General features: G+C 56.3%; 17 protein-coding genes. All 17 read left to right on the top strand.

What is annotated here, in order from left to right:
- Positions 1-199: 199 nt before the first annotated feature.
- The 17 genes from LG198_RS09390 to LG198_RS09310 all read left to right on the top strand — a co-directional run bounded on the left by LG198_RS09390 (position 200) and on the right by LG198_RS09310 (position 25,312).
- Entirely contained in the window at positions 200-5,713 is a 5,514-nt protein-coding gene (locus LG198_RS09390) for a glutamate synthase-related protein (protein WP_230342912.1), read from the top strand.
- A gap of 67 nt (positions 5,714-5,780) precedes the next feature.
- Entirely contained in the window at positions 5,781-7,529 is a 1,749-nt protein-coding gene (locus LG198_RS09385; protein ID WP_230342911.1) for a sulfite reductase subunit alpha, read from the top strand.
- 180 nt (positions 7,530-7,709) lie between these two features.
- Positions 7,710-8,342: a DUF4198 domain-containing protein gene (locus tag LG198_RS09380; RefSeq protein ID WP_230342910.1), complete on the top strand. Its 633-nt coding sequence runs from the start codon at positions 7,710-7,712 to the stop codon at positions 8,340-8,342.
- Entirely contained in the window at positions 8,343-9,503 is a 1,161-nt protein-coding gene (locus LG198_RS09375) for an efflux RND transporter periplasmic adaptor subunit (protein ID WP_230342909.1), read from the top strand.
- Positions 9,500-11,446, top strand: a complete 1,947-nt coding sequence (locus LG198_RS09370) for a MacB family efflux pump subunit (protein ID WP_328485269.1) — start codon at positions 9,500-9,502, stop codon at positions 11,444-11,446. The genes LG198_RS09375 and LG198_RS09370 overlap by 4 nt, the downstream gene beginning before the upstream one ends.
- 1 nt (position 11,447) lies before the next feature.
- Complete coding sequence (locus tag LG198_RS09365) at positions 11,448-12,830, top strand: efflux transporter outer membrane subunit (protein WP_230342908.1); 1,383 nt, start codon at positions 11,448-11,450, stop codon at positions 12,828-12,830.
- 88 nt (positions 12,831-12,918) lie between these two features.
- A complete protein-coding gene (locus LG198_RS09360; RefSeq protein ID WP_230342907.1) occupies positions 12,919-13,836 on the top strand; it encodes a tetratricopeptide repeat protein in 918 nt (305 codons plus the stop codon).
- 114 nt (positions 13,837-13,950) lie between these two features.
- Positions 13,951-14,451: a sigma-70 family RNA polymerase sigma factor gene (locus tag LG198_RS09355; RefSeq protein WP_230342906.1), complete on the top strand. Its 501-nt coding sequence runs from the start codon at positions 13,951-13,953 to the stop codon at positions 14,449-14,451.
- Positions 14,452-14,462: 11 nt separating this feature from the next.
- Positions 14,463-15,422 (top strand): FecR domain-containing protein, encoded by a 960-nt coding sequence (locus tag LG198_RS09350; RefSeq protein ID WP_230342905.1) that lies wholly within the window; start codon positions 14,463-14,465, stop codon positions 15,420-15,422.
- A gap of 110 nt (positions 15,423-15,532) precedes the next feature.
- The gene (locus tag LG198_RS09345) at positions 15,533-17,989 is read left to right on the top strand and encodes a TonB-dependent receptor (protein WP_230342904.1); all 2,457 of its coding nucleotides are present in this window, start codon (positions 15,533-15,535) and stop codon (positions 17,987-17,989) included.
- A gap of 27 nt (positions 17,990-18,016) precedes the next feature.
- Entirely contained in the window at positions 18,017-19,162 is a 1,146-nt protein-coding gene (locus LG198_RS09340; protein WP_230342903.1) for a PepSY-associated TM helix domain-containing protein, read from the top strand.
- Entirely contained in the window at positions 19,159-19,335 is a 177-nt protein-coding gene (locus tag LG198_RS09335; RefSeq protein WP_230342902.1) for a DUF4175 domain-containing protein, read from the top strand. The genes LG198_RS09340 and LG198_RS09335 overlap by 4 nt, the downstream gene beginning before the upstream one ends.
- Positions 19,336-19,399: 64 nt before the next feature.
- Positions 19,400-19,957, top strand: a complete 558-nt coding sequence (locus LG198_RS09330) for a sigma-70 family RNA polymerase sigma factor (protein WP_328485263.1) — start codon at positions 19,400-19,402, stop codon at positions 19,955-19,957.
- Positions 19,954-20,937, top strand: coding sequence for a FecR family protein (locus tag LG198_RS09325; RefSeq protein WP_230342901.1), 984 nt, complete (start codon positions 19,954-19,956; stop codon positions 20,935-20,937). Before LG198_RS09330 ends, LG198_RS09325 begins: the two co-directional genes overlap by 4 nt.
- An 80-nt stretch (positions 20,938-21,017) precedes the next feature.
- The gene (locus LG198_RS09320; protein ID WP_230342900.1) at positions 21,018-23,486 is read left to right on the top strand and encodes a TonB-dependent siderophore receptor; all 2,469 of its coding nucleotides are present in this window, start codon (positions 21,018-21,020) and stop codon (positions 23,484-23,486) included.
- A 324-nt stretch (positions 23,487-23,810) separates the two neighbouring features.
- A complete protein-coding gene (locus LG198_RS09315; RefSeq protein ID WP_230342899.1) occupies positions 23,811-24,329 on the top strand; it encodes a sigma-70 family RNA polymerase sigma factor in 519 nt (172 codons plus the stop codon).
- Positions 24,326-25,312: a FecR family protein gene (locus tag LG198_RS09310; protein WP_230342898.1), complete on the top strand. Its 987-nt coding sequence runs from the start codon at positions 24,326-24,328 to the stop codon at positions 25,310-25,312. The genes LG198_RS09315 and LG198_RS09310 overlap by 4 nt, the downstream gene beginning before the upstream one ends.
- Positions 25,313-25,344 lie beyond the last annotated feature (32 nt).

Raw genomic sequence — 25,344 nt, 5'->3', positions numbered from 1 at the left:
TTAAAATGGATAAGTCGAACAGAGTGTCCAAGGGAGCTAGCTGTTTGTGCTAGGTTATTTTGGCATAGTAATTGCTTATATTTAAGCCCGGCGAAAGTTGGGGTGCGTGCAGTGGCGATCAAGCACAACAATATACCATGCCCATATATTGGGTATAACCAAGGTCGCGTCAGATATCAATGAAATTGCTGGAGAAGTGATGAGCACAATCAACAGTCCGCAGAGCGAGAATACTTTTGGCTTGTATGACAGTTTCCTGGAAAAGGATAACTGTGGCGTCGGTTTTATTACCCGCAAGGATGGGGTGCAAACACACGATGTACTGGTCAAGGGGCATGAAGCTTTGTGTACGATTCCTCACCGTGGCGGCATGTCAGCCGAAGGTGTGGGTGACGGTGCCGGTGTTTCGATAGACCTTTCGCTGCCATTCTTCCGCAGGCTGACCGGCCAGGCGCTGGAGGCAGGCCGTTTTGGCGTTGGCAATTTCTTCCTGCCCAATGATGTTGCTGCTTATCCACGTGCAGAGGAGATAATTCGCACTGCCTTGACGGACAAGGGGTTTACCGTATTGCTGGTGCGTGATGTGCCGGTGGACAACAATGCCATCCGCCCTGCTGCCGTGCGTTACCAGTTGCCGATTCAGCAATGGGTATTTGCTGCGCCTGCCGAGATTGATGCCCAGGAGTTTGACCGCCGTATTTACCAGGCATTGCTTGTCATCGAAGAGCAGGCGTATACCAACGATGCCCTGAGCGGTCTTTATCCGTTGTCGATGTCGGCCCATACCCAGGTGCTCAAGGGCCGTCTCAATTCCAACGAGGTGATTCCATACTTCCATGACCTCATGGAAGAAGATCACGCCGTTCATACCATGTATTTCCATACGCGGTTCTCTACCAATACCGACCCGCATCCGAGCATGGCGCAGCCATTCCGCCTGATGGCGCACAATGGCGAACTGAACACAGACCGCAAGAACCGCATTGCAGAGGCCGCGTTGGCGCGCGCGCGCGATGGCAAGATTTTCCGCCCCAAGGGCCAGTCAGACAGTTCGCGCCTGGACCAGACTCTCAATAGCCGCCTGATGAATGACGGCCTGGACCTGGTGACTGCCGTAGTTTCCATGATGCCACCTGCCTGGGAGAACGACCCTACCCTGCCTGATAACGTCAAGGCAATGCTGGAGTATTTCTCTCTTTATGAAGAGAAGAACGATGGCCCGGCAGCCCTGATCTTCGGTAATGGCGCTGTTGTCGGCGCGCGCCTGGATCGTCTTGGCCTGCGTCCTTTGCGTAGCGTTGAAACTGAAGAATATCTCTGTGTCATGTCCGAAGCCGGACAGATCAATTTCCCGCCTGAGAGTGTATTGCGTCGCGGCCGTATCGAGGCAGGCGGCATGCTCTATTACGACCACGGTGAGCAGCGTTCCTACGGTACGCTGGAAACGCTGGAGCTGCTGGCTGCCAAGCGTGACTACCCTGCTTTGCTGACCGAGGCGCGCGCTACCCTTGCGCAACTTCCAGGCGTGCCAGCCGAGGCGAGCGGTTCACCACAGCGCTATCATGGCGACCTGGAACGCTATCAGCGCTTTGTGTCGTACTACTATAACCAGGAAAGCTTCAAGTTCATGATGGACCCAATGCTGGCAACCGGTGCGGAAAAGATTTCCGCCATGGGTTACGGCAATGCCATCAATGCGCTGACCGATCACGAGGGCGGCGTTGCGCACTACTTCTCGCAGCGTTTTGCCCAGGTGACCAACCCCCCGCTGGACTCCATCCGCGAAGCCGATGGCATGACCTTGCGCGTGGCGCTGGGCGCCAAGCCCAATATGAACAAGGGCAAAGGCAGGCAGATTGTCATTGACTCGCCTATCCTGACTCACCTTGATATGCTCAAGCTGCGTGAGCAGCAGGAAACGCCTTATCGCTGCTTCGAATCGCTGTATGCGCCTGTGATTGGCAATGCAGCAGCGAATGAGCAGGCACTGGAAAAGGCCATTGATACCCTGGCGAATGCCGTGGTGGATTATGCGCGTGAAGAAGGCGGGATTGCTGTAATTTCCGACCGTCATGTTTCCTCCAGCCTGGCTGCCATGCCGCTATTGCTGGTGGTATCTGCGATCAACCAGCGCCTGATTGATGAAGGCTTGCGTCTGGACATTTCCCTGATTGCCGAGAGCGGCCAGGTGGTTTCCTCCCATCATGTGGCGGCTGCCTTGGGCTTTGGCGCCTCCGCGGTTTACCCGCTGGGCGTGCAGCTGCGTGCGGAAGAGAAATACGGCGCGGATGCCGACAAGGCATTCAAGAAGTACGCCAAGGCAGCTGAAAAGTCGCTGATGAAGACTATGGGCAAGGTGGGTCTCTGTACCGTGGAAAGCTATATCGGCGGCGAATTCTTCGAGCCCAACTTCCTCAATACCAATGACCCGGTATTGCGCAAATACTTCCCCAACCTGAAAACGCCTGTTGGCGGCGCCGGTTTTGCGGCGATCGCAAAAATGGTGGTGGATTGGCACCAGGCCGCGCTCACCGTGACGGATGAAAACAGCGTGCCGCTGCTCGGCCTGTTCAAGGAGCGCTCCGATGGTGCGGGCCACTCCTATGGCACTATCGCCGTGCGTGGCTTCGTCGACATGACGGAAGAAAAGATACATTTCGACAAGCAGGGCAAACGTACAGAAGATGAGTTCCTGCGCCTGATGACCTTGTCACGCCTGGAAGACGCCTTCTCGCTCAAGAAGAACGAAGCATTCAGCAACGGCAGTTTCGACCGGCTGAGTGCGGAGGAAATTGACCAGTTTGGCGTGACTTCAAGCTATCGCAGCTTCTCGCACATGATGGCGGAAGAGCGTGCCAAGCGCCCTGCTGCGCTGCGTGACGTGCTCGAGTTCCCCGCGGATGTTACCGGCCTCAAGACCGCGGACGAGTTCCGTGCGGTGTTGGCCCGTTATGCGATTGTGGGTAACAACAGCATCGTTATCCGTGGCCTGGAAGCCGAGGAGCTGGGCAATGATCGTTTCCGCCTGCAACTGACAGGCACATTGGCCGGGGATATTACGCGCCTGTCTACCCTGGGTCAGGCTTTGGTTGCCCATTTTGGCAAGGCCATCAGCGGCCATTGGCTGGAAGGCAGCGCGCTGACGGTTGAAGCGACCGGCAGGGCGGCGGATTACTTCAGGTTGCTACGGGTGGCGCCAGCCAGCGTGCCTCTTGCAGAAGTGCAGGCTGCCAGCGAAATTACCCGCAGCTTCGCTTCCGGTGCGATGAGCCATGGCGCATTGGTGGCGCCTGCGCACGAAGCGGTAGCCCACGGCACCAACATGGTAGGTGGCATGTCGAATTCCGGCGAAGGCGGTGAGCACATCTCCCGCTATGGGACTATTCGTGCTTCGCGGATTAAACAGCTCGCATCAGGCCGTTTCGGCGTATGGGCAGCCTACCTTGCCGACCCCATGCTGGAAGAGCTGGAAATCAAGATTGGCCAGGGCGCCAAGCCGGGCGAAGGCGGACAGTTGCCTGCGCCCAAGGTAACAGTGGAAATCGCAGCAGCGCGTGGCGGCACGCCAGGCGTGGAACTGGTTTCCCCTCCTCCGCACCACGATACCTATTCGATTGAAGACCTGGCGCAGTTGATCCATGACTGCAAAGCCGCGCGCGTGCGTGTCATTGTCAAGCTGGTTTCTTCCGAAGGCATAGGCACGATTGCAGTTGGCGTTGCCAAGGCCGGGGCCGATGTCATCAACGTAGCCGGCAACACAGGTGGCACCGGTGCCGCCGCAGTGACCAGCTTGAAGTACACCGGACGTGCCGCGGAAATCGGCATTGCCGAGGTACACCAGGCGCTGAGCGCCAATGGCCTGCGCGACAAGGTGATCCTGCGTTGCTCCGGCGCGCACCAGACTGCTAGCGATGTCGTGAAGTCGGCCATGCTGGGTGGCGACAGTTTCGAGTTCGGTACCACCGCCCTTATGATGCTCAAGTGCGTGATGGCGAAGAACTGCAACGTTAAGTGTCCTGCCGGCCTGACCACAAATGCCGAAGTATTCGATGGCGATCCGCGCGCGTTGGCGCAATACCTGATCAATGTAGCGCATGAAACCCGCGAGATCCTCGCAGCGATTGGCTTGCGATCCCTGCGTGAGGCACGTGGCCGTTCCGATCTCCTGCAGTTGCTGGATCATCCAGCCAGCGTAGGCCAGCTTGACCTGCGTGCCATGTTGACCGTGGTGCCCGAAGTCAGGATAGAGAATCCGGTCTACATGGAAAAGGATTTTGAACTGGATGATGCGTTCATCGATGTGTTGCGCCAAGCGCTGGTCGAAGACAAGCAGCTTCAGGTCCAACTCGGCGAAGGCCGCATGCTGAACAACCGCAACAAGACTGTCGGCGGCCAGCTCGCGATTGATATCGAGCGCCTGCTCAACCATGAAATGACTGCTGCTGAGGCGTTGCGCCTGCCAGCCGCGGCGACGGACAAGCGTGGCCGCCGTTTCCTCAAACCTGAGAGCGTCAAAATCAGTACCAGCGGTTCTGCCGGCCAGTCCTATGGCGCCTTTTGCAACGATGGCATGATCATGTATCACAGCGGTACCTGCAACGATGGCGTGGGCAAGGGCCAGTGTGGCGGCACCATCATTGTGACTTCTCCAGGCGGCGGTTCCGGGCAGGCTGGCGGCAATGTGCTGGTGGGCAATTTTGCGCTCTTTGGCGCAACCGGTGGCCGCCTGTTTGTCGAAGGCCAGGCCGGTGATCGCTTTGCGGTGCGTAACTCCGGTACCACTGCCGTGGTGGAAGGTGTGGGCGATTTTGCCTGCGAATATATGACCAATGGCGCTGTGCTCAACCTGGGCGCATTCGGCAAGGGTTTCGGCAACGGCATGAGCGGTGGCTTTGCCTACCAGTATGACCCTTATGGCGAACTGGCAGGCAAGGTAGCCGCCGATTCGGTATTGCTCGGCAATATCACTGACAATAACGAGATGGCGCGGGTGCACAGCCAAGCCATCCAGCAACTGCTGCAATGGCATCTCGAGGCAACAGGTTCCAGCCGTGCTGCATGGCTGCTGGAAAACTGGGAAACCGAGCAACACAACTTTGTATTCGTGATGCCGCGCGCCCTGCTGCTCTACCAGGACAGCGAGGAAATCCTCAAGGCCAAGTCACGCAAGGATCTGCTGGAAGAGTTATCGACCGCGTTGGCGACCCACCAGGTGCGCAAGTTCAAGCTGGCTTACCGTGATGGCAAGCCGGTGTTGGGCGGCAGGGTTCCTGGCCAGGGCGAAGCAGACAGCGAGCAGATGTATGAATTGCTCAACAACTACACTGTGCTCAACATGGCGCAGCAAGTAGCGCTTGCCAAGGTGCCACTTGCCCAGGATGCAACAGACCCTGCCGTGCAAAAGGCCGTGCGTAACCTGCTGTTGACCGAGGACTTCCTGTTGATGCAGAAGTTGCAGCGCTATGCGCGTGAGGCGATAGAAGGTTACAGTGACCAGGAGCTTGCCGTGCTGATTGCGGACAAGCGCCTCAGGGATTACAAATCTGCATTGAGTCAGCGTAATATCCTCTCCATGGATAGTCCGGGCACTTATGGCTGGATTATTCACCAAAGCTTGAAGAACTACACCCAGCTTGGCGATTTGCCCAGCCTGGAGGCTTTGTTTGCCAAGGCTTCCATGCCGGAGCTTGTTGCTACGCTAAAATCCAATTAAGCCATATACTACAGCTTGACCCCATACCGTGCCTCCAGGCACGGTATGAATTGCTGACGACCAGATAATGAAGACTCCTTACATTCCCGACGACTCCCCATTCAATCAAGACCAGAAGGCCTGGCTTGCCGGTTTTATGGCAGGCCTGCAAACCCGTTTGCTCAATACTGCAGATGCCGGTAGCGGACGCGGTAAACCGCCGATTTATATTCTCTATGGTTCGCAGACCGGCAATGCCGAAGGTTTGGCCCACACTGCGGGCACCAGTGCCAAGCAGCATGGATTGGAACCGGTTGTAAAAGCGCTGGATGAAGTGGAGCTGGAAGAATTTAGCACCATGCGCCGCGTCATGATCATCACATCCACCTATGGTGAAGGCGAGATGCCTGACAATGCGCAATTGTTCTGGGAAGCGCTTGCCCCTGAAGGCATCGAACGCCTGGAAGAAATGAGCTTTGGCGTGCTGGCAATCGGCGATACCGGTTATGACGGTTTCTGTGAAGCAGGCAAGAACTTGGATACACGCCTTGAGCAACTGGGCGCCAAGCGCCTGCTTGCCCGGGTGGATTGCGATGTGGACTTTGAAGAACCGGCGAATACCTGGATAGAAGCGGCCCTGCCCTTGTTTGCAGAGGTTGAGGGCGGACCTGATGAGGTTGCGGCGGTACCTGTTGCAGAAACTGCGGCACCAGCGGCCTCCGCCTATAACCGCAAGAATCCTTACCCATCTGTGCTGGCGGTCAATCGTCGCCTTTCCGGCCCTGGTTCCGGCAAGGAAATCCGCCATTATGAATTCGACCTCGGTGACAGCGGCATCCATTACGAAGCCGGCGATGCGCTTAATGTGGTGCCGGAAAACAATCCCGAGCTGGTCGGCCTGATTATCGAGCGCCTGGGTGCCAAGGCAGACACAGCGGTTGCCAAGCATGACAAGCCACTGGTGGAGTTGCTGACCCGTGGCTTAGAGATTTCCATGCCGTCGCGTGAACTGATTGCCGCGGTTGAGCAGCGTGCCGGTAATGATGACCTGAGCCGCGTTGTGCAAAGCGGTGACAAGGCAGCCCTGGAAAACTGGCTGTGGGGCAAGGATACGCTGGACCTTCTGCAACTTAATCCTAATCTGAATCTCAGCGTGGACGAGTTTGTCGGCCTGCTGAAGCCATTGCAGCACCGTGCCTACTCGATTTCTTCCAGCTCGCTGGCAAACCCCAGTCGCATCCACCTGACCGTAGCCAGTGTGCGTTATACCTCAGGCGGCAGGCAGCGTGGCGGTGTCTGTTCCACTTACCTGGCTGATCACGTCAAGGAAGGCGAGCAGGCGGGTATTTTTGTTACCACCAATAAAGCTTTCCGTGTCCCGGCCGACAAGAATGCGCCGGTCATCATGGTCGGCCCAGGCACTGGCATCGCCCCGTTCCGCGCTTTCCTGCAAGAGCGTCGTGAATCGGGCGCAGGTGGCCGCAACTGGCTGTTCTTTGGCGACCAGAAGCGTGCCAGCGATTTCATCTACGAAGATGAGCTGACTGCCATGATGAAGGATGGTGTGCTGAACCGGCTCGACCTTGCCTTCTCGCGTGACCAGGCTGAGAAGATTTATGTGCAGACGCGCATGCAGGAGAACGGCAAGGAGCTATATGCCTGGTTGCAGGACGGTGGGTATTTCTACGTCTGTGGAGATGCCAGCCGCATGGCCAAGGATGTGGACCAGGCGCTGCATGATGTGGTGGCCGAACATGGCGGCCTGGATGCAGAAGCAGCTACAGCCTATGTCAACCAGCTCAAACGCGAAAAGCGTTACCTGCGCGACGTGTATTAAGCGATAGATATTCTGCATGCATGAAATGGGGCTTCAAGCCCCATTTTTTTATGGCTTTGCAATATGCAGCATCTGCTATTTTTGTGAAATTTTCTGTGCAGGGGTGTCCTTTTTTCATTCTCACGTGTCATTACTAGTAAGAACGTCAAATTCTCTTACAAAAAATAAGGAGTGACACAAATGAGAAGCAAGGGATTCAAGTTCTGTATCCACATCATGGTTGCAGCATTCATGCTGGGCAACATCATGGTCGCGCAGGCTGATTATCTGTGGTTGGAACCTGCACAGGATGGTGTACGTGCTTATCTTGGGCTGCATGAGTCCGGCGGAAAGTCTGATCCGGCTAGCCTCAGCGCAAAGCGCGCCTTCCTTGCCGATGGCAAGGACCTTGAACTCCAGGTTGCAAAAGACGCTCTCCAGGTGGCGACCGAGGCAGACGGTGATTTGAGGCTCACTGCCCAGGCGGTCGGTCAGGATTCTGTATTGCATTTCTACCAGGCAAAACTGGGGCGCAGCGAGGTCAAGGCAGTGAACGATCTGGAGCTGGTGCCAACCGAACCCAATGGCAATACCTTCAGACTGGTATGGAAAGGCAGTCCCGTTGCGGCTTCCCAGGTGAACGTCAGCACGGGAGAGGGCTGGATACGCACACTCAAACCTGCTGAGGATGGCAGCGTCAGCCTGAAAACACCGTTTCCTGGCTTGTATATCCTGGAAGTGACTGCACGCGTTAACGGCAGCATGACCTATCAGGGCAAGAAATATGAGGATGTGCGCCACACTGCCACCCTGAGCTTCGAGGTTCAGCCCTAGATGAAATTACGCAATATTGTGCTGTTAGTCATCGTGCTGGTCATCCTTGGTGTGGGTTGGCTGGCGCGCGACCGCGATCCTGCCGATGCTTTCGTGCTTGAACAGGCCAGGCGCGGAGATATTGAACACAATGTGACTGCCATTGGCACCTTGCAACCACGCAGCTATGTTGATGTGGGGGCGCAGGTTTCCGGCCAGATACTGAGCCTGCATGTAGAGCCCGGCGATACGGTACAGAAAGGCCAGCTGCTGGCCGAGATAGACCCGCGCGTGCCACAGGCGACAGTGGATGCGGGGCGTGCCGCGCTGGCGGGGTTGAGGGCGCAGCTTGAAGAGCAGGAAGCGCAGTATGAGTTTGCCAGCCAGCAGCATGAGCGGCAGCAACGCATGCAGCAGGAAGGTTCCACCCGTACCGAAGAGGTGCAGCAAGCGGCGGCGGCCCTGAAAACCGCGGAGGCACGCATCAAGAGCCTGAAGGCGCAAATCGATCAGACCCAGTCGACCCTGCAGGGGAATGAAACCCTGCTTGGCTTTACCAATATCTATGCGCCTATGTCTGGCACCGTGATCTCGATCGAGGCCAAAGTCGGCCAGACCCTTAACGCTACCTATCAGATCCCGACCCTGCTGCGGATTGCCGATCTTTCCACGATGACGGTGTGGACCGATGTATCAGAGGCCGATGTGCGCGATGTGAAGCCGGATATGGAGGTCTATTTCAAGACGTTGGGCGGTGATGCGCGGCGTTGGAATGGGACTGTGCGGCAGGTATTGCCTGCCCCGCGCCAAGCTGAAGGCACAAGCGCGGCGGCTACGCAAACGCCGAGCAGCAACAAGGTCGTGCTGTATACCGTGCTGTTCGATGTGGACAATGCCGACGGTGCATTGATGCCGCAAATGACCGCGCAGGTGTCTTTCGTGGTGGAGGCAGCAAGGCAAGTGGTCACTGTGCCGATCAGCGCGCTTTCTGAAATTGATGCCCCGGCAGGACGATACAAGGTGCGTGTATTGACCGGGGATGGCAAGGTGGCATGGCGCGAGGTCGCCACAGGCGTGCGTACGCGCTTGCGGGCTGAAGTTCTCTCCGGACTGGCGGAAGGCGAGCAATTGATCACGGCCGATAGAACACCCAAGCCCAGCCCCTGGAGATTCCAGTTTTGAGTGAATCCTGGCCATTGATCTCCCTGCGCGATATTCGCAAGCATTACGGCGGGGGCGATAAGCCGCGGGTGGAAATCCTGCATGGCATTTCACTGGATATCCATGCTGGGGAATTCGTGGCGATCATGGGTGCTTCCGGTTCCGGCAAATCTACGCTCATGAATATCCTGGGCTGCCTGGATAAGCCCAGCGCCGGCAGCTACCGTTTTGCCGGCCGGAACGTGGCGGACATGGATGCGGATGAACTGGCCTGGTTGCGCCGGGAGGCATTTGGTTTTGTTTTCCAGGGCTATCACCTGATTGCAACCGAGACTGCGCAGGAGAATGTGGAAATCCCGGCACTTTATGCCGGTATGTCAGAGCATGAGCGTGCTGAGCGCGCTAGTGCATTGCTTACCCGCCTGGGGTTGGGGGAGCGCCTGCATTATCGTCCCAAGCAATTGTCGGGCGGCCAGCAGCAGCGCGTGTCAATTGCACGTGCGCTCATGAATGGCGGGCGTATCATCCTTGCCGACGAACCGACCGGAGCGCTGGATTCTCGCAGTGGCGAGGAAGTCATGCGGTTGCTCAACGAACTGGCGGATGCAGGGCATACCATTATCCTGATTACCCATGACCGGGATGTGGCGGCAAATGCACGGCGCGTGATCGAAATCAGGGATGGCAATGTCATCAGCGATACCGGCCCCGTGCAGCGTGAGGCAGGCAGTGAGACAGCGGAACTCAGGCTTGATCATCAGCCCGGCCAATCCCAATGGCGCGGAGATGTGCTTGAAGCATGCCGTGCCGCCTGGCGCGTGATGTGGGTCAACCGCTTCCGTACTGTGCTGACCCTGCTGGGCATCATTATCGGTGTGGCCTCGGTGATCGTAATGCTGGCGGTGGGCATGGGAACCAAGGAGCGTGTGGTGGCAGAGCTGGGAGCTTTCGGCACCAATCACATTTATGTGAGCCCCAAGCGTGAAAGTTCGCGTGTGCCGGGGCGTGGTATCAGCATGTCGGATCTGGAGGCATTGGAAGATTTGCCGCAGATCACTTATGTGCTGCCCAATTTCTCTGGTAGCAAGGTCGTGCGTTACGGCAACGAAGATGTGCAGACCCGTATCAAGGGTTCCCGCGCAGCGATGTCACGCATGCTCTCATGGCCAGTGGTCACCGGCTCTTTCTTCACCGAAGAAGATGACCGGAACATGGCGACAGTAGCCGTGCTGGGATCAAGGCTGGCGAGCAACCTGATGCCGGACGTGGAGAACCCCGTGGGTGAAACTATCCTGGTCGGCAATGTGCCGTTCCAGGTAATTGGGGTACTGGGGTCCAAGGGAACCGTCACCGGCGATGAAGGGGTGGATGACCTGGTTGTGATTCCCTATTCCACCGCAAGCCTGCGGGTGTTTGGCGAGCGCGATCCTTCCTATGTCACCCTCGAGGTTGGTGATATGAAGCAGATCGACGCAGCAGCGAAAGCGGTGGATGATTTGCTGTTTTCACGGCACCAGATCCGCGATTTCAATCTGGAGAATGCGGCTGCCTGGATTGCGGCTCAAGCCAAGACGCAGGACAGCATGGGGGTGATGCTCGCCCTCATCGCCGTGATTTCATTAGGGGTGGGCGGAATAGGCGTGATGAACGTGATGCTGATGACGGTGCGTGAGCGCACGCGCGAAATTGGCATTCGCATGGCAACCGGCGCACGCCAGCGGGACATCCTGCAGCAATTCCTGACGGAAGCCGTCCTGGTAACGACGGTAGGCGGTGTCACCGGCGTGATACTTGGGTTATCTATCGGGGTGGCACTGGTATTGCTCGGCATGCCGGTCATTTTTTCACTGAGCGCAATTATTAGCGCTTTCTTCTGTTCCGTCATCACCGGCCTGGTGTTCGGCTTCATGCCTGCGCGCCAGGCAGCCAAGCTGGACCCAGTAGTGGCGCTTGCCAATGAGTAATATGAAACCTGTTTTTTTCCTTTGTGTGATGTTGCTGTTGAATGCCTGCAGCAGCCTGAAACCATTGCAGCTCAACCCTGATGATGGTTTGGACAGGCTGCCGGAACAGTGGAGGCATCAAGCTGATACGTCAGATGACATATTGGAGCGGGAGTGGTGGCAGGGCTTCGGGAGCAGCGAGCTGGATGCCCTGGTGCAGCGTGCACAAGCCGTCAATTACGACCTGGCCGCGGCAGTTGCCCGCGTTGAACAGGCGCAGAAGCTGGCCGTTGTCGCCGGTGCTCCCCTGCTGCCGGAGGTGTCAGCGCTGGTCAACGCAGGCCGGCAACGCAGGCTGGGAGCGAGCAGTGACGCGCAAGCCCTGAGCACGTATTCAGCCGGATTGGCCGCGAGCTATGAAATCGATTTCTGGGGCAAGAACCGCTCGGCCTACCAGGGTGCGCTGGCCAGGATCCAGGCGAGCGAGTTTGATCGCGACAGCCTGCGCCTCACGATCAGCGCCAGTGTTGCCAACACATGGATGGAGGTGACAGGTTTACGCGCGCGCGCGGAGATTGCGCGCCGCAACCTTGAAAATGCCGAAAAAGTGCTGGCGCTGGTCGAGTCGCGCTACCGCTCGGGTGCCGCCAATCCAATAGAGCTGGCGCAGCAGCAGGGACTGGTAGCAACCCAGCGCCGGATCCTGGCGCTGCTGCAACAACAACAGGGCAATGCCGAGGCCATCCTGGCTACCCTGCTCTCCCAGCCCTTGGCTGACTTGCAGCTTGGCAACAATGTGCTGGTGGATGTGCAAGTGCCGGAAACCAGTGCAGGCTTGCCTGCTGCATTATTGACACGCAGGCCTGATATCGCACGTGCCGAGGCTACATTGCTGGCTTTCCAAGCGGATATCCAAGTGGCACGTGCCGTCATGCTGCCCAGCATCACATTGAATGGTGGCATTTACAGCAATAGTGAGCACTTGCGTAGTTTTCTCGATAACCCGCTTTACAGCTTGGCTGCCGGACTGGCTGCGCCGATTTTCAATGCGGGCAGGCTGGCGGCCCAGCGCGATTATGCCATTGCCCGCAGGCAGGAATTGCTGGCCAACTATCGCCAGGCCATTGTCGCGGCTTTTGGCGATGTGGAGGCTGCACTCAACCGGATTGCCGGGCTGGAGCAACAGGCTGCTGCGCAAACGGTTGCACAGGAAAATGCCGAGCGGGCATTTGCTTTTGCGCAATCGCGTTATCAAGCGGGTGCCGAAACCCTGCTTACCCTGCTGGATACCCAGCGCACCCTGTTTGCAGCGCAGGATTTGAGCCTGCAAGTGCGTCAGCAACGCTTGCAGGCTTCTGTTGACCTGTACCGCGCCCTGGGCGGAGGCTGGCAGCGTATCCCATGAAAAGAGGCTGAGAAGGGTCTGAACAGTTCGGTGGCAGACGGGATTTGGTGTATAGTCACCACCTGATTAATTCCTGTTCTCAATCAGCATGTCTGCCAGCAGTGCCTTATCCATCACACCTGAACAACTGAGAAATATCAGCGAAGCAGAGTTGAAGCGCCGCCTCGCGGGTGATCCGCAGGAGGCTGTGCAATGGATACGTGCGCTTGCTGAACAGGATACCCCAGATGCTCAGGTACTGCTCGGCCAGGCCTATCTCGATGGCTACGGCTTGGCGCCAGACCCCAGGCAGGCAAGAATCTGGTTCCGCAAGGCGGCAGAAGCCGGCGACCTCATGGGCATGAACATGCTGGGCCGTGCTTATGACCAAGGCTGGGGCGGCCCGGTGGACCATGCCTGTGCGGCATACTGGTTCCGCATGGCGGCGAATCAAGGGCTGGACTGGGGCATGTACAACTACGGCAACCTGTTGCTGCATGGCCTGGGCGTGGAAAAGGACGAGATACAGGCATTTGACTGGTACAACAGGGCGGCCGAATTAGGGCACGCCAAGTCGTTGGGCGTGGTCGGCAGGTTCTTCGAGGACGGCTGGCTAGGCGAGCAGGACCAGGGAAAAGCCTTTGACTATTACCGCCGTTCAGCCGAAGCGGGCGATTTCCGCGGACAATACAATTATGCTCTCATGCTGCTTGAACGTAACGATGCACGCAATGCGGAAATCTGGATGCGCGAAGCGCTGAATAATGCGCACCTGGCGTTCTCACGCACTATGGCAACCAATCTGCTGCAACATCCTTATGCAGGGCTGCGCCAGATTGGCATTGAAGCGCTCGCCAAGTGTGCTCAACAAGGCAATGCCGACGATGCCTATGCTTACGCCAGCGCCCTGCTCAACCAGGCTGATATTGCCAGCCGTGCGCTAGGCCGCTGGTGGTTGCGCCAGGCGGCAACTCAAGGGCATGCACAAGCGCAGCAAGAGCTTAAGCGGCAAATATACCTTAGCTGATTCTTGCGGTTTTCAACTTCAGGTTGAAGTGGCGTCTTGCCTGGTGGCTTGTCTTGGCGGCAAGATGCAGAATAAAATGAGAATTGTTTTTAATAGAGCTGCATCCCATTTCCCATGTCTTCTCCCCCGCCTTCGATGGCACAGCGCCTGAGCGTTCTATACAGTGACCATCATGGCTGGCTGTTTGCCTGGCTGTGCAAGAAGCTGGGTTGCCAGCATATTGCGGCCGACCTGACACAAGACACCTTTGTCCGCCTGATGGTGGCCGGCAAGACTCCCTTGCCAGATCAATCGCGCGCCTATCTCACCCAGATCGCCAAGGGCCTGGTGGTCGACCTCTACCGCCGCCGGCGCCTGGAGCTGGCTTACCATGAATGGCTGCTGCAATTGCCGCAGGCGGACGCCCCTTCGCCGGAAGACCAGGCGATCGTCCTGCAAAGCCTCATCCATCTGGACCAGGTGCTGGACCAATTGCCAAGCAAGGTCCGACAAGCGTTCCTGCTGTCGCGTTTTGACGGCCTCACCTATAGCGAAATCGCCGTCCAGCTCGGGATATCGGTTGCAGCCGTGCGCAAGTATATGCTCAAGGCCGCACAAGCCTGCATGGGGTTGTGATGGAGCACGGGATGGCCGCTGCGCCAGCGACTGAACAATATGTGCGCCTGCGACAACAAGCGCTGGAATGGCAGGTCGCCTTATGGTCAGGAGAAGTCACAGCCGACCAGCGGTCCGATTTTGACGAGTGGTTGGCGGCCAGCGACTTGCATCGGCAAGCCTGGAGCGAAATAACGGCCATAGAGCAAAAACTGCGATTGATCCCTACCCACGCAGCCGGATTGCTGAAAGACAAACCCGATGCGGAGAAGCGCCGCCGGTTATTGCAGCTGCTGGGCCTGGCGGCAGTGACAGGCGGTACGGTGCCCATCGTGCGTAACAGCGATGCGTGGCAGACCTGGGCTGCAGACCATCACACGCACACTGGTGAGCAGCAGCTGCTTGCCCTCTCGGACGGTAGTCAGGTGATCCTCAATACCTCGACAGCGGTCGATATCGAATTCAATTCCCGCGAGCGACGGCTGGTACTGCACCATGGCGAGATGTACATCAGGACTGCGGCAGACGCCGGGCAGCCGGTGCGCCCTTTTCTTGTACAAACGCGTCATGGCGTGGCCCAGGCGCTTGGCACCAGATTCAACGTGCGCCTGAAGCAGGAAGAAACGCGGGTATCGGTGCACGATGGCGCTGTGCAAATTCAGCCGCGTCTAGGGGCAGGCCATAGGCTGGAAAGCGGTTTGCAGGCTGGATTTTCCACCCATAGGTTCACAGCAGCCACGCCAAATGGCAATGAAATTGCCTGGCTCGAGGGCAAGTTGGTGGCGGAACGTATGCGGCTGGGGGATTTCCTGGATGAATTGGGGCGTTATCGCCGGGGCACGATCCATTATGATGCCAAGGCGGCCGACATGGTGGTTTCCGGTGTTTTTCCCTTGCCGGATACAGACAGGATACTGGAGTCGCTATTGCAGGCATTGCCTCTGCGCGTCAGTTATTTCTCGCGTTATTGGGTATCGGTACATGGTTTGTGATTGGCAGGAATGCGAGCTGAGGTAAAAAATCTAAGGCAAGCGTAGCACTTTTGTTTTTTCGTTCGGAATAGTAGTGAACACTTCTATTTCTGAACGAAGGAATTATCAATATGCTGAAGCACGCCAATCTATCGGGCCAGGAACAAGTCGCTTATGTTTTTCGTATGAGCAGGCTTGCCGGCCTGTTATTGCTCTCCGGCTTGGCCAGTATGGCCTTGATGCCAGGCGCTTACGCCGAAACCGCACAAGCGGGCCATGTCGCCAGGTCATTCGACATACCTGCAGGACCCTTGGACCAAGTGCTCAATGCCTATGCCAGGGAAATCGGGATATTGCTGGTGATCGACAGCAAGCTGACAGAGGGCAAGCAAAGCCGCGGCCTGAGCGGCGCATACGATTTACTGCAAGGCCTGGATACGATTCTGACCGGCAGCGGGTTGCAGGCGGTGGTGCAGGATAATGGCAGCTACAAGCTGCAGAAGGCGCTGCAAGCCTCCCGGGAAGCTGGCGATGCAACGGCGACGCTGCCCGAGGTCGCCGTATCGGCCAGCGCCGAGAAAGCAGGCGAGTTGAGCGAGGAATATCCCGGCCTTCAGGTGGCCCGTGGCGGACGTGCGGGCTTGCTGGGGCAACGCGACTTCATGGATTTGCCATTCAACGCAACCAGTTATACGTCGGATGTGATTGCGAACCAGCAGGCGCGCAGCATCGGCGACCTGCTGCAGAACGACCCCTCGGTCAGACAGGCCAGCGCGCGTACTAACCTGAACGAGGATTTCTCCATCCGCGGTTTTACTGTTTCCAGCCAGGATCTTGCTTTCAATGGCATGTATGGATTGATGCCTTTCTACCGGGTGCCGGTAGAAATGGCGGAGCGGGTCGAGGTATTGAAAGGCCCCAGCGCCCTGCTCAACGGCATGCCGCCGAGCGGTAACGTGGGCGGCAGTATCAATGTGGTGCCCAAGCGCGCGGCAGACCAGCCCCTCACGAGGTTCACCGCGAGTTATATGTCGGATTCCGTCTATGGAGGCCATGCCGATCTCGGACGCCGTTTCGGCGAGAACAACGAGTTCGGCGTCCGCCTCAATGGCGCATATCGCAAGGGCGATATGCGCATAGACCGCCAGGATGTCGAAGAGACTGTAGGCAGCCTGGCGCTGGATTATCGCGGCGAACGGTTGCGTTTATCTGCTGATGTGATGTACCAGCAGGAAGATCTGGGAGTAGTGGTCCGGCAATTCACGGTAGGTACCGGCCTGACCAGGATGCCGAGTGCGCCTGATAACAAGCTGAATTATCCCGGTTATGGATATTCCAAGATGAAGGACAGCACCGTGGTATTGCGCAGCGAGTACGACATCAATGACCAGGCTACTGTGTATGCGGGATTTGGCTATCGCAAGAGCCGTATGGATGCATTGGCAGGAAATCCCACGTTGGATAATGCGGATGGCACTTTCAGTTCTGCCGCTGCTTTACAACTTTATGATGTGAGCTCAAGGTCGGCAGAGATCGGCGGCAGGTTCCAGTTCTCTACGGGTGTGATCAATCATCAGGTAAGCGCAGGCGTGACCCGCGTAACGCAAAATGCCGACATACATTTTGTTGGTGTGGGACTATCGGAAACCAATAACATCTATTCCCCCGTGTATGGTGATACGCCGAGTACTAGCGGCTTCCGTGGCAAGACGCTGAAATATACCACCATGGAACTGACCAGCTACGCCCTGGCCGATACCTTGTCCTTCATGGATGATCGTTTGCAGCTGACTGTGGGCGCGCGGCACCAGAATGTGGAGCAGCAGAATTATGCGATAGGCACAGGCCAGAAATCCGGTGCCGGGTACGATAAAAATGCCGTGACTCCTGTGGCAGGCATCGTGTTCAAGCCTGTGGATCATGTCGCCTTGTATGCCAACTACATTGAAGGCCTGAGCCAGGGTCAAGTAGCGCAGCCGCCGGCAAGCAATGCCGGACAGATGTTTTCCCCTTACAAAACCAAGCAGAAGGAAGCTGGTGTGAAGGTGGATTGGGGCAGGATCGCCACTACACTCAGTCTGTTTGAGATCGAGCGTCCCAGCGCGATTACCACGGATAATGTATTTCGCGTGAGTGGCGAACAGCGTAATCGGGGACTCGAGCTTAATGTTTTTGGGGAAGTTGCTTCCGGCGTACGGCTGTTGGGCGGTGGCGCCTATAGCCAGGGCAAGCTGGTCAAGACGGAAGGCGATGCATTCAATGGCAATACCGCGATCGGGGTGCCGGACTGGCAGGTGAGCCTGGGCAGCGAGTGGGATCCCGCATTCGTCCAGGGGCTGACATTGACGGCCCGGATCATTCATACCAGCAAGCAATATGTGAACGAGGCGAATACTTTATCGATCCCCAGCGCGACCCGTTTCGATATCGGTGCGCGATACAAGGCCATCCTCAACGATACGCCGGTGACATTGCGGGCGAATATTGAAAACCTGTTCGACCGGGATTTCTGGAACACCTCCAACGAGGGTTACATTTACCTTGGCACGCCCCGCACGGTTCTGCTGTCTGCTACCGTCGATTTCTAGCAGGATAATCTGCGCAAAAGGAACAGGATGAGCATCAGAAAGTGGTATCTCGTACATAAATGGACCAGCCTGGTATGCACTGCATTTTTGTTAATGCTGTGCATTACCGGCCTGCCATTGATATTCCATGAGGAGATTGAACATCTTTCCGGCGTGGTGGAGGCTCCGCTCATGCCTGAGGATACGCCCTACGTCAGCCTGGACAAGGTGGCAGAAGCCGCTAACCAGCAGCGCCCAGGAGATGTCATTCGTTTCATGTTCTGGGAGCAGGACGAGCATCCTCATGTCACGTTGGTTTCCATGGCCGAGTCTATGGATGCTCCCCCTGATGATGGCAAGATAGTATTGATCGACAGCCGTACCGCCAAGGTGCTGGACGAGCCGCCGCCTGACCGTGGATTCATGTATGTGATGTTCAAGCTGCATGTGGATATGTTTGCCGGCTTGCCCGGCATGCTGTTTCTGGGCTTCATGGGGCTGCTATTTGCCGTGGCGATTGTTTCCGGCATTGTGTTGTACCACCCATTCATGCGGCGGCTGGATTTCGGCACTATCAGGCGCGAAAAGCAGTCGCGCCTGAAATGGCTGGACATCCATAACCTGCTGGGCGTTGCCACCCTGGTTTGGGCGCTGGTGGTCGGGTTGACCGGGACGATCAATACCCTGAGCCAGATCGTGATTTTTGTTTGGCAAAGCGACCAGATGGCGGAAATGACTGCGCCTTACAAAGACTTGCCGGCCCCTACGGCATTCGGTTCCTTGCAGGCGTCGATTGATACCGCCAAACAGGCGATTCCTGACATGCATGTGAGCTTTGTCGCCTTTCCGGGCAGCATGTTCTCCAGCCCGCACCATTACACGGTATTCATGAAGGGTAATACGCCCGTGACCTCTCGCCTGCTCAAGCCAGCGTTGGTGGATGCCCAAACAACAAGGTTAACCGATGCACGCGAGATGCCCTGGTATGTGAAAACGCTGTTGCTCTCCCAGCCCCTGCACTTTGGTGATTATGGTGGTTTACCGCTGAAAATCATCTGGACCTTGCTTGACCTGATCACCATCGTAGTGCTGGGCAGCGGCTTGTATCTCTGGATCAAGCGCCGTCAGCAGGCCGACAAGCGTATCAGTGAGCTGGAGCAAAAGCATGCAGCAATAGCGGGAGGCAGCGCATGAGCAAGCGTTTCATGGAAATCTGGGGTTGGCCTATAGCACTGGCACTGCTGACGATCTTTGGCTTGTTCTCTGCCCTGCTCGGCTTTGGAATTTGGTACTGGTTGTCATGGATGGCTTTATCGGTACCAATTGTGATGATCTGGCATTATTGGTTACGCCCTCGGAAAAAATAACGTTTGCCGGCATTGCTGGTGTAAACAGCATGGTACAGAATAAAATGAGAATGGTTTTTATTAGTTGGATCTTATTTTATTCTGCCCTGCCATGCCGCCCTCCCAGCCAACCACCACGCAGCGCCTGAGCGCGCTTTATAGTGACCATCATGGCTGGCTGTTTGCCTGGCTGCGCAAGAAAATCGGTTGCCCGCACGATGCGGCAGACCTGGTGCAGGATACTTTTACACGCATCATGTCTTCGCGAGATGCACTGCTCAACATGCAGGAGCCGCGCGCCTATCTCACGACGACAGCCAAGCGTCTGCTCATCAACCAGGCCCGGCGCCGGGCGATTGAAGAGGTTTACCTGGCAGGCTTGCTGGCATTGGGCGAAGACTATGCCCCTTCCGCCGAACAGGTGGCAGCTGCGGTGGAAGCCTTGGAACAGATCAGCCTGGTACTGGAAGGATTGGCACAAAAGCCCCGTGATGCCTTCCTGATGCGCTATCTCGACGGCATGACGCATGCAGAAATTGCCGATAGTCTGAAGGTGTCCACCAAGATGGTGCAGAAATACCTGGTGCAGGCGCTGGTGCATTGCCATGCCGCACTTGGTGTCCAGGTCGGTAGGCGGGCATGAGCGACAAGATTGCCGAGCAGGCAGCCGAATGGCTGGTGCGCCTGTCGGATGCTGCTGAAGCTGGCTTGCGGGAGCAGTTCCAGCAATGGCAGGCAGCGGACCCCCGCCATGCCGAGGCGGTACGGCAGATGCAGGGTTTGATTGCGCAACTGGAAGAGATGCAGCCACAGGCGGCAACAGCCCATGCTGCCATCAAGGCAGGTATACGCCGCGGCAAACGGCCAGACGCAGTCAAACGCAGTGCGGGTGCGTTATTGGCCGTGCTGGCCCTGGCTTTGCCGCTCTGGCTCATCTTGCAGCATTACCCGCCAGGTTATTTGCTGGCCGATCTGCGCACTGCCACTGCGGAATGGGAGACTAGCCATCTGCCTGACCAGAGCATGGTCACGCTGAATGGCAATACTGCCGTGAATATCGACTTCACCCACGACGCTCGCAATCTGAGCCTGATACAAGGTGAAATCCTCGTGGATGTGGCAAAGGACCCGGCACGGCCATTCATCGTCAAAACCGCGCATGGCAGTATTACTGCCCTGAGTACGCGTTTCGTCGTCAGTCATCAGTACCAGGCAACCCGGGTGTCCATGTTGGAATCCAGCGTGGCGGTAAGGGCCGGTCAGCAGCCTGGCAAACCAGCTATAGTCACTCAGGGCGAGACAGTCACAATGATCCGGGATGGTGTAGGCCCGGTACGGGGCATTGATGCAGATAGCATCAACGATGCCTGGAAACTGCATCAGCTGGTAGTGCAAGATCAATCGTTGTCAGAAGTGCTGACTGCCCTCTCCCGCCATCGTCGTGGATATTTGCGCTTTGATCCGCAACAGCTGGCGCAATACCAGGTGACCGCTGTCTTGCCGCTGGATGACACTGACCAGGCTCTGCACCTGCTTGGTGAAAGCTTCCCGCTGCGCATCCGCAGCTTTACACCATGGTTGGTGGTGGTGGATCCTGCGCCAGCGGCAGTGAGAGCCAGGTAAAAAATTCTCCCGTAATGGTTCCAGTTTTCAATTACTGCGTGTCTTGGTAATTGAAGCCATTAATTAGGGAACAATACACCATGAATCGTCATACAAAGACCAGTTTCAAACTGGCCCCCATGCTGCTTGCCGTGCAACTGGCATGGGCACCTGCCTTGACCAGCACAGTCGCTCACGCTGAAGCTGCTGCCACTACATCGCAATATGACATTCCAGCAGGCTCGCTTGCCTCAGCGCTCACCCGCTTTGCCCAGCAGTCGGGCGTTGCTATCTCGGTAGATGCCAATGAGATCAAGGGATTGAGCAGCCCTGGCCTCAAAGGGGCCTATAGCCTGGATGAAGGTTTTAACCACATCCTGGCTGGTACGGGCTATACCGCGCAAAAGACCACTTCAGGCTATGCGCTGCGCAAGATAAGCGCCGTACGTGAGGACGGCAGCCACAATGCATTGCCCGAGGTCAGCGTGACGGCTTCCATGGCGCGTGAATCCCGTGCGATTAGCGAAGGCACCCGCTCCTATGCTGCGCGTGCTGTCACGATTGGCAAGGGCGAGCAATCCCTGCGTGAAACTCCGCAATCCGTCACCGTGATGACACGCCAGCGCATGGATGACCAGAGCCTGACCTCACTGGATAGCGTACTCATGCAAACGACTGGCGTGACGCGTCAATTCCGTAATTTTGGACATTCGGTCTATTATTCCCGCGGTTTTGCAATTGGCAATTACATGGCCGATGGTGTTCCCATGGGGGATTACGGTGGTATCGGCACAGCGCCGGATACTGCTATCTTGGATCGCGTTGAGATTATGCGTGGCGCACCTGGCCTCTTGATCGGTAATGGCGATCCGGGTGGCACGGTCAATATGGTGCGTAAGCGCCCCTTGGCTGAGAAACAAATTCAGGTAATAGCGCGTGCGGGAAGTTGGGATTATTACCGGTTGGACGGCGATATCACTGGTTCGCTCAATGAAAGTGGCAGCTTGCGCGGGCGGTTGGTCGCTGGATATGAAGATCGCCATTATTTCTATGATGAGGCCCAGAGTAAGTTGCCTTTGCTCTACGGGATTATTGAAGCTGATCTCGGCGAAAATACTGTGGCAGCAGCGGGATTCCGTTATCAGCATTACAAACAGAATGGAGGGCGCTGGGTAGGTGGTCTTCCATTATCCAATGATGGGTCTGACCTGAAACTTTCTCGTTCTACATCGCTTGGTCCGGGCTGGACCAGCTATGAGAACGAAGTGAAAGAAATTTTCGGTGATGTAACGCACCATTTCAATGATGATTGGAAGCTTAAGGTAAGCACTGCACATCAGCGTTTTACCCGTACGGATGCTGCGATGCAAAGAACCTCTTACGTGGATTCGCAGACAGGAGCCATATCATTCACCCAGATGAATTTTGCTGAAAATAAATTTGAAAAGAATGTTGCGGATATTCAGTTGAATGGCAAATTCACCGTCTGGGGACAAGAGCACGAAATGTTTATTGGTGCCAACTGGCAGCAAGACAAGACACCTTCCATGAGAAGTTATATCCCACGCTATATCCCTAATGTGAGCGCTAATATCTATAACCTGGATTTGTCCAGCTTACCCAGGTTGTATCAGGGGGCATACGGTCCTGCCTCGAGCCAGGAATCCACGACGCAGGGCATTTATGGCAATGTCAGGTTGCAACTAGTGGATTCGTTGAAGCTGATTCTGGGAGGACGGGTCAGTTGGTATGAGTTTGAAAACTCCAGCAATACATCTTACAAGCAGACACGGGAAGTGACGCCATATGCTGCATTGATTTGGCGTATTAACGAAACTTGGTCTGCTTATGGCAGCTACACGGATATTTTCCTGCCACAAAGTTCTTCCTACACCGTGGCTGGCAACCCATTGGAGCCGGCGATAGGTTCCAACTATGAGGCGGGTATCAAAGGAGAGTTTTATGGTGGGAGGCTGAATACCTCATTGGCATTGTTCCGTATTGATCAGGACAATCGCGCCATGCCTGACCCCAGGTTTCCTACTAATTGCCCTGCATCTCCCGTGGGTGGAGGATGTTCAATTAATGGTGGCAAGGTTAGAAGCGAGGGTATTGAGGCTGAGATTAATGGGGAGGTTATACCTAATTTGCAACTCTCCGCAGGGTATACCTTCAACGCAGCCAAATATATCAAGGATAGAGGCAATACGGGCGAGGCAACTGCTAATGAAGGTAGCCGGTTGAGTAATGACCATAATCCTCGTCACCTGCTGCGAACATGGGCAACTTATAAGCTGCCTGGCGAATGGGACAGGTTCACTATAGGTGGCGGATTTACTTTGCAAAGTGAATTATCGTATATGGATCAATATGCGCCAGCTGGAGTAGTAGAGCGCCATCAGAATGCCTATTCGATCTGGAATGCTCATGCGAGCTACCGGATTGATGAGCATTGGACTGCCGCGTTGAACATCAACAATATTTTCGATAAGCGTTATTACACAGATGCCCTACGGAGCCAGTATGGCGAACCGCAAAGCATGATGCTGACTGTGCGTGGAAACTTTTAGACATTGCAAAGAAAAAGCCCTGACAAGTCAGGGCCGGTAGCCAGGAATGATCGCAATCTTCGGGGGGAATGGATGATATCGCCAAGCTACGTGCTTATCCTAGCTTGGCGATATGATGTTTCTGCTTTATATCAATGACAATTTGATGACGAATAGTTGAATCTGCGATAAATCCATATTACGAATGTTGTTGACAATGATTTCTATTTAACACAGGATAGCCACATACATTCTTGGCACTCTAACTTTCTCCGCCAATAATGTACTCTCAAAGGCTGGCAGCTTCTGCCGGCCTTCTTTTTATCATTCTGGGTCATGTGCTTCATGGGGAACAATACAGCATCGCGTCATTACTTGTTAGCCGAATGGTACCGCAACCATCACCGCTGGCTGGTGGGCTGGCTCAGGCGCAAGCTCGATGGTGCCGCCCATGCGGATGATCTGGCACAAGAAGCATTCATCCGTATTTTCAAGGCACCGCAACTCGAAGCAGTCCAAGAGCCGCGCGCTTTTCTCACTGTGGTTGCAAAACGGGAGCTTTACAATTTCTGGCGCCGCCGCGAGCTTGAAGAATCCTATCTCGAAGCGCTTGCGCAGATGCCGGAAAGCCTGGCCTTGTCGCAGGAGGAGTATGCCCTGTTGCGCGAAGCGGTCTTGTTGATCGACCGCCAGCTGGATGGCCTGCCTGCCAAGGTGAAGCAGGCATTTCTGCTTAACCGGCTCGAAGGGCTGGGTTACACCGCCATCAGCCAGGAAATGAATATTTCCGTCGCTACAGTGGAGCGCTACATGAAGCGGGCCATCATGCATTGCCACCTGGCACGCCTGGAGAATGAGCCATGAGCCAGCCATTAGGTACGATTCCGCCGTCGGCAACCGAGGCTGCGGTCGATTGGCTGGTGCGGCTGAGTTCAGGCGCGGCGGACGATAGCTTGCAGGTACAATTCCGGCACTGGCTGGAAGCCGACGCGGTTCACCAGGCTGCCTGGGCAGCATTGTCGCGCAGTATGGCCGGGTTCGACGAATTGCATCACCTTACCCATCAAAAGTCGGGGCAAACCAAGGCGGTTCACCAGGCGCTCTCAAGCAGCAAGATATCCATGCAACGCCGCAAATTCCTCGGCAAGGGTGTGGCGGTTGTCGTCATGGGCGTTGGCACAGGCTATCTTGCCAATCGCTTTACTCCTTTGGCTCATTTTACTGCGGACTACGTTACCGCTACCGGCGAACGCAGGAACATCACGCTGGCCGACGGCAGCCGCGTGCAGATCAATGCCCGCTCGGCATTGGATATACGCTACACGGATAAAGAACGCTTATTGCAGTTGCACGCAGGCGAATGCATGGTCGAAGTCGCATCCGATCCATTGCGGCCTTTGCTGTTGCAAACCCCGCATGGCGTTCTGGAAGCGAAGGGAGGCTGCCGTCTCCTGGCTGGCCTGGAGGGCGGGCGAAGCTTTGCCATGGTGCAACAAGGCGCGCTTAACCTCGTCTCCCGGCAGGGTAGCCAGGCTATCATGGAGGCGGGCGAAGCAGCCTGGTTCGACAAGCAGGCCATAGAGCGCAAGGCGGCCAATATCGCGGCAAGGGCCGCATGGATCCATGGCATGCTGGATGTGCGCGACCAAAGCCTGGCTGAGGTGGTGGAGAGCCTGCGGGTCTATCATCGCGGCTGGATAAGGGTCTCACCGCAGGCGGCCAGCCTGCGCGTGTTTGGCATGTTCCGCCTTGATGACATCGGGCAGGCGCTCTATTCGTTGCAGGCGGTGCTGCCCGTGAGTATCCGGCGTTATGGTAACTTGCTCACCATGATCGACCTCATCTGACCCACCACCTAAATTTTTAAGAAAATGTGAGG

Origin of the sequence: Methylobacillus arboreus (genome assembly GCF_020532725.1) — a bacterium.
GTDB lineage: Bacteria > Pseudomonadota > Gammaproteobacteria > Burkholderiales > Methylophilaceae > Methylobacillus > Methylobacillus arboreus.
The sequence above is the reverse complement of the archived record's forward strand: the minus strand, read 5'-3'. Positions and strand labels throughout refer to the sequence as shown.

Excerpts from the sequence above, each read along its gene's own strand:
- LG198_RS09375 (WP_230342909.1), top strand. The coding sequence starts at position 8,343 with ATGAAATTACGCAATATTGTGCTGTTAGTCATCGTGCTGGTCATCCTT.
- LG198_RS09390 (WP_230342912.1), top strand. The coding sequence starts at position 200 with ATGAGCACAATCAACAGTCCGCAGAGCGAGAATACTTTTGGCTTGTAT.
- LG198_RS09325 (WP_230342901.1), top strand. The coding sequence starts at position 19,954 with ATGAGCGACAAGATTGCCGAGCAGGCAGCCGAATGGCTGGTGCGCCTG.
- LG198_RS09355 (WP_230342906.1), top strand. The coding sequence starts at position 13,951 with ATGTCTTCTCCCCCGCCTTCGATGGCACAGCGCCTGAGCGTTCTATAC.
- LG198_RS09360 (WP_230342907.1), top strand. The coding sequence starts at position 12,919 with ATGTCTGCCAGCAGTGCCTTATCCATCACACCTGAACAACTGAGAAAT.
- LG198_RS09340 (WP_230342903.1), top strand. The coding sequence starts at position 18,017 with ATGAGCATCAGAAAGTGGTATCTCGTACATAAATGGACCAGCCTGGTA.
- LG198_RS09365 (WP_230342908.1), top strand. The coding sequence starts at position 11,448 with ATGAAACCTGTTTTTTTCCTTTGTGTGATGTTGCTGTTGAATGCCTGC.
- LG198_RS09350 (WP_230342905.1), top strand. The coding sequence starts at position 14,463 with ATGGCCGCTGCGCCAGCGACTGAACAATATGTGCGCCTGCGACAACAA.
- LG198_RS09385 (WP_230342911.1), top strand. The coding sequence starts at position 5,781 with ATGAAGACTCCTTACATTCCCGACGACTCCCCATTCAATCAAGACCAG.
- LG198_RS09345 (WP_230342904.1), top strand. The coding sequence starts at position 15,533 with ATGCTGAAGCACGCCAATCTATCGGGCCAGGAACAAGTCGCTTATGTT.
- LG198_RS09380 (WP_230342910.1), top strand. The coding sequence starts at position 7,710 with ATGAGAAGCAAGGGATTCAAGTTCTGTATCCACATCATGGTTGCAGCA.
- LG198_RS09320 (WP_230342900.1), top strand. The coding sequence starts at position 21,018 with ATGAATCGTCATACAAAGACCAGTTTCAAACTGGCCCCCATGCTGCTT.
- LG198_RS09310 (WP_230342898.1), top strand. The coding sequence starts at position 24,326 with ATGAGCCAGCCATTAGGTACGATTCCGCCGTCGGCAACCGAGGCTGCG.
- LG198_RS09315 (WP_230342899.1), top strand. The coding sequence starts at position 23,811 with ATGGGGAACAATACAGCATCGCGTCATTACTTGTTAGCCGAATGGTAC.
- LG198_RS09335 (WP_230342902.1), top strand. The coding sequence starts at position 19,159 with ATGAGCAAGCGTTTCATGGAAATCTGGGGTTGGCCTATAGCACTGGCA.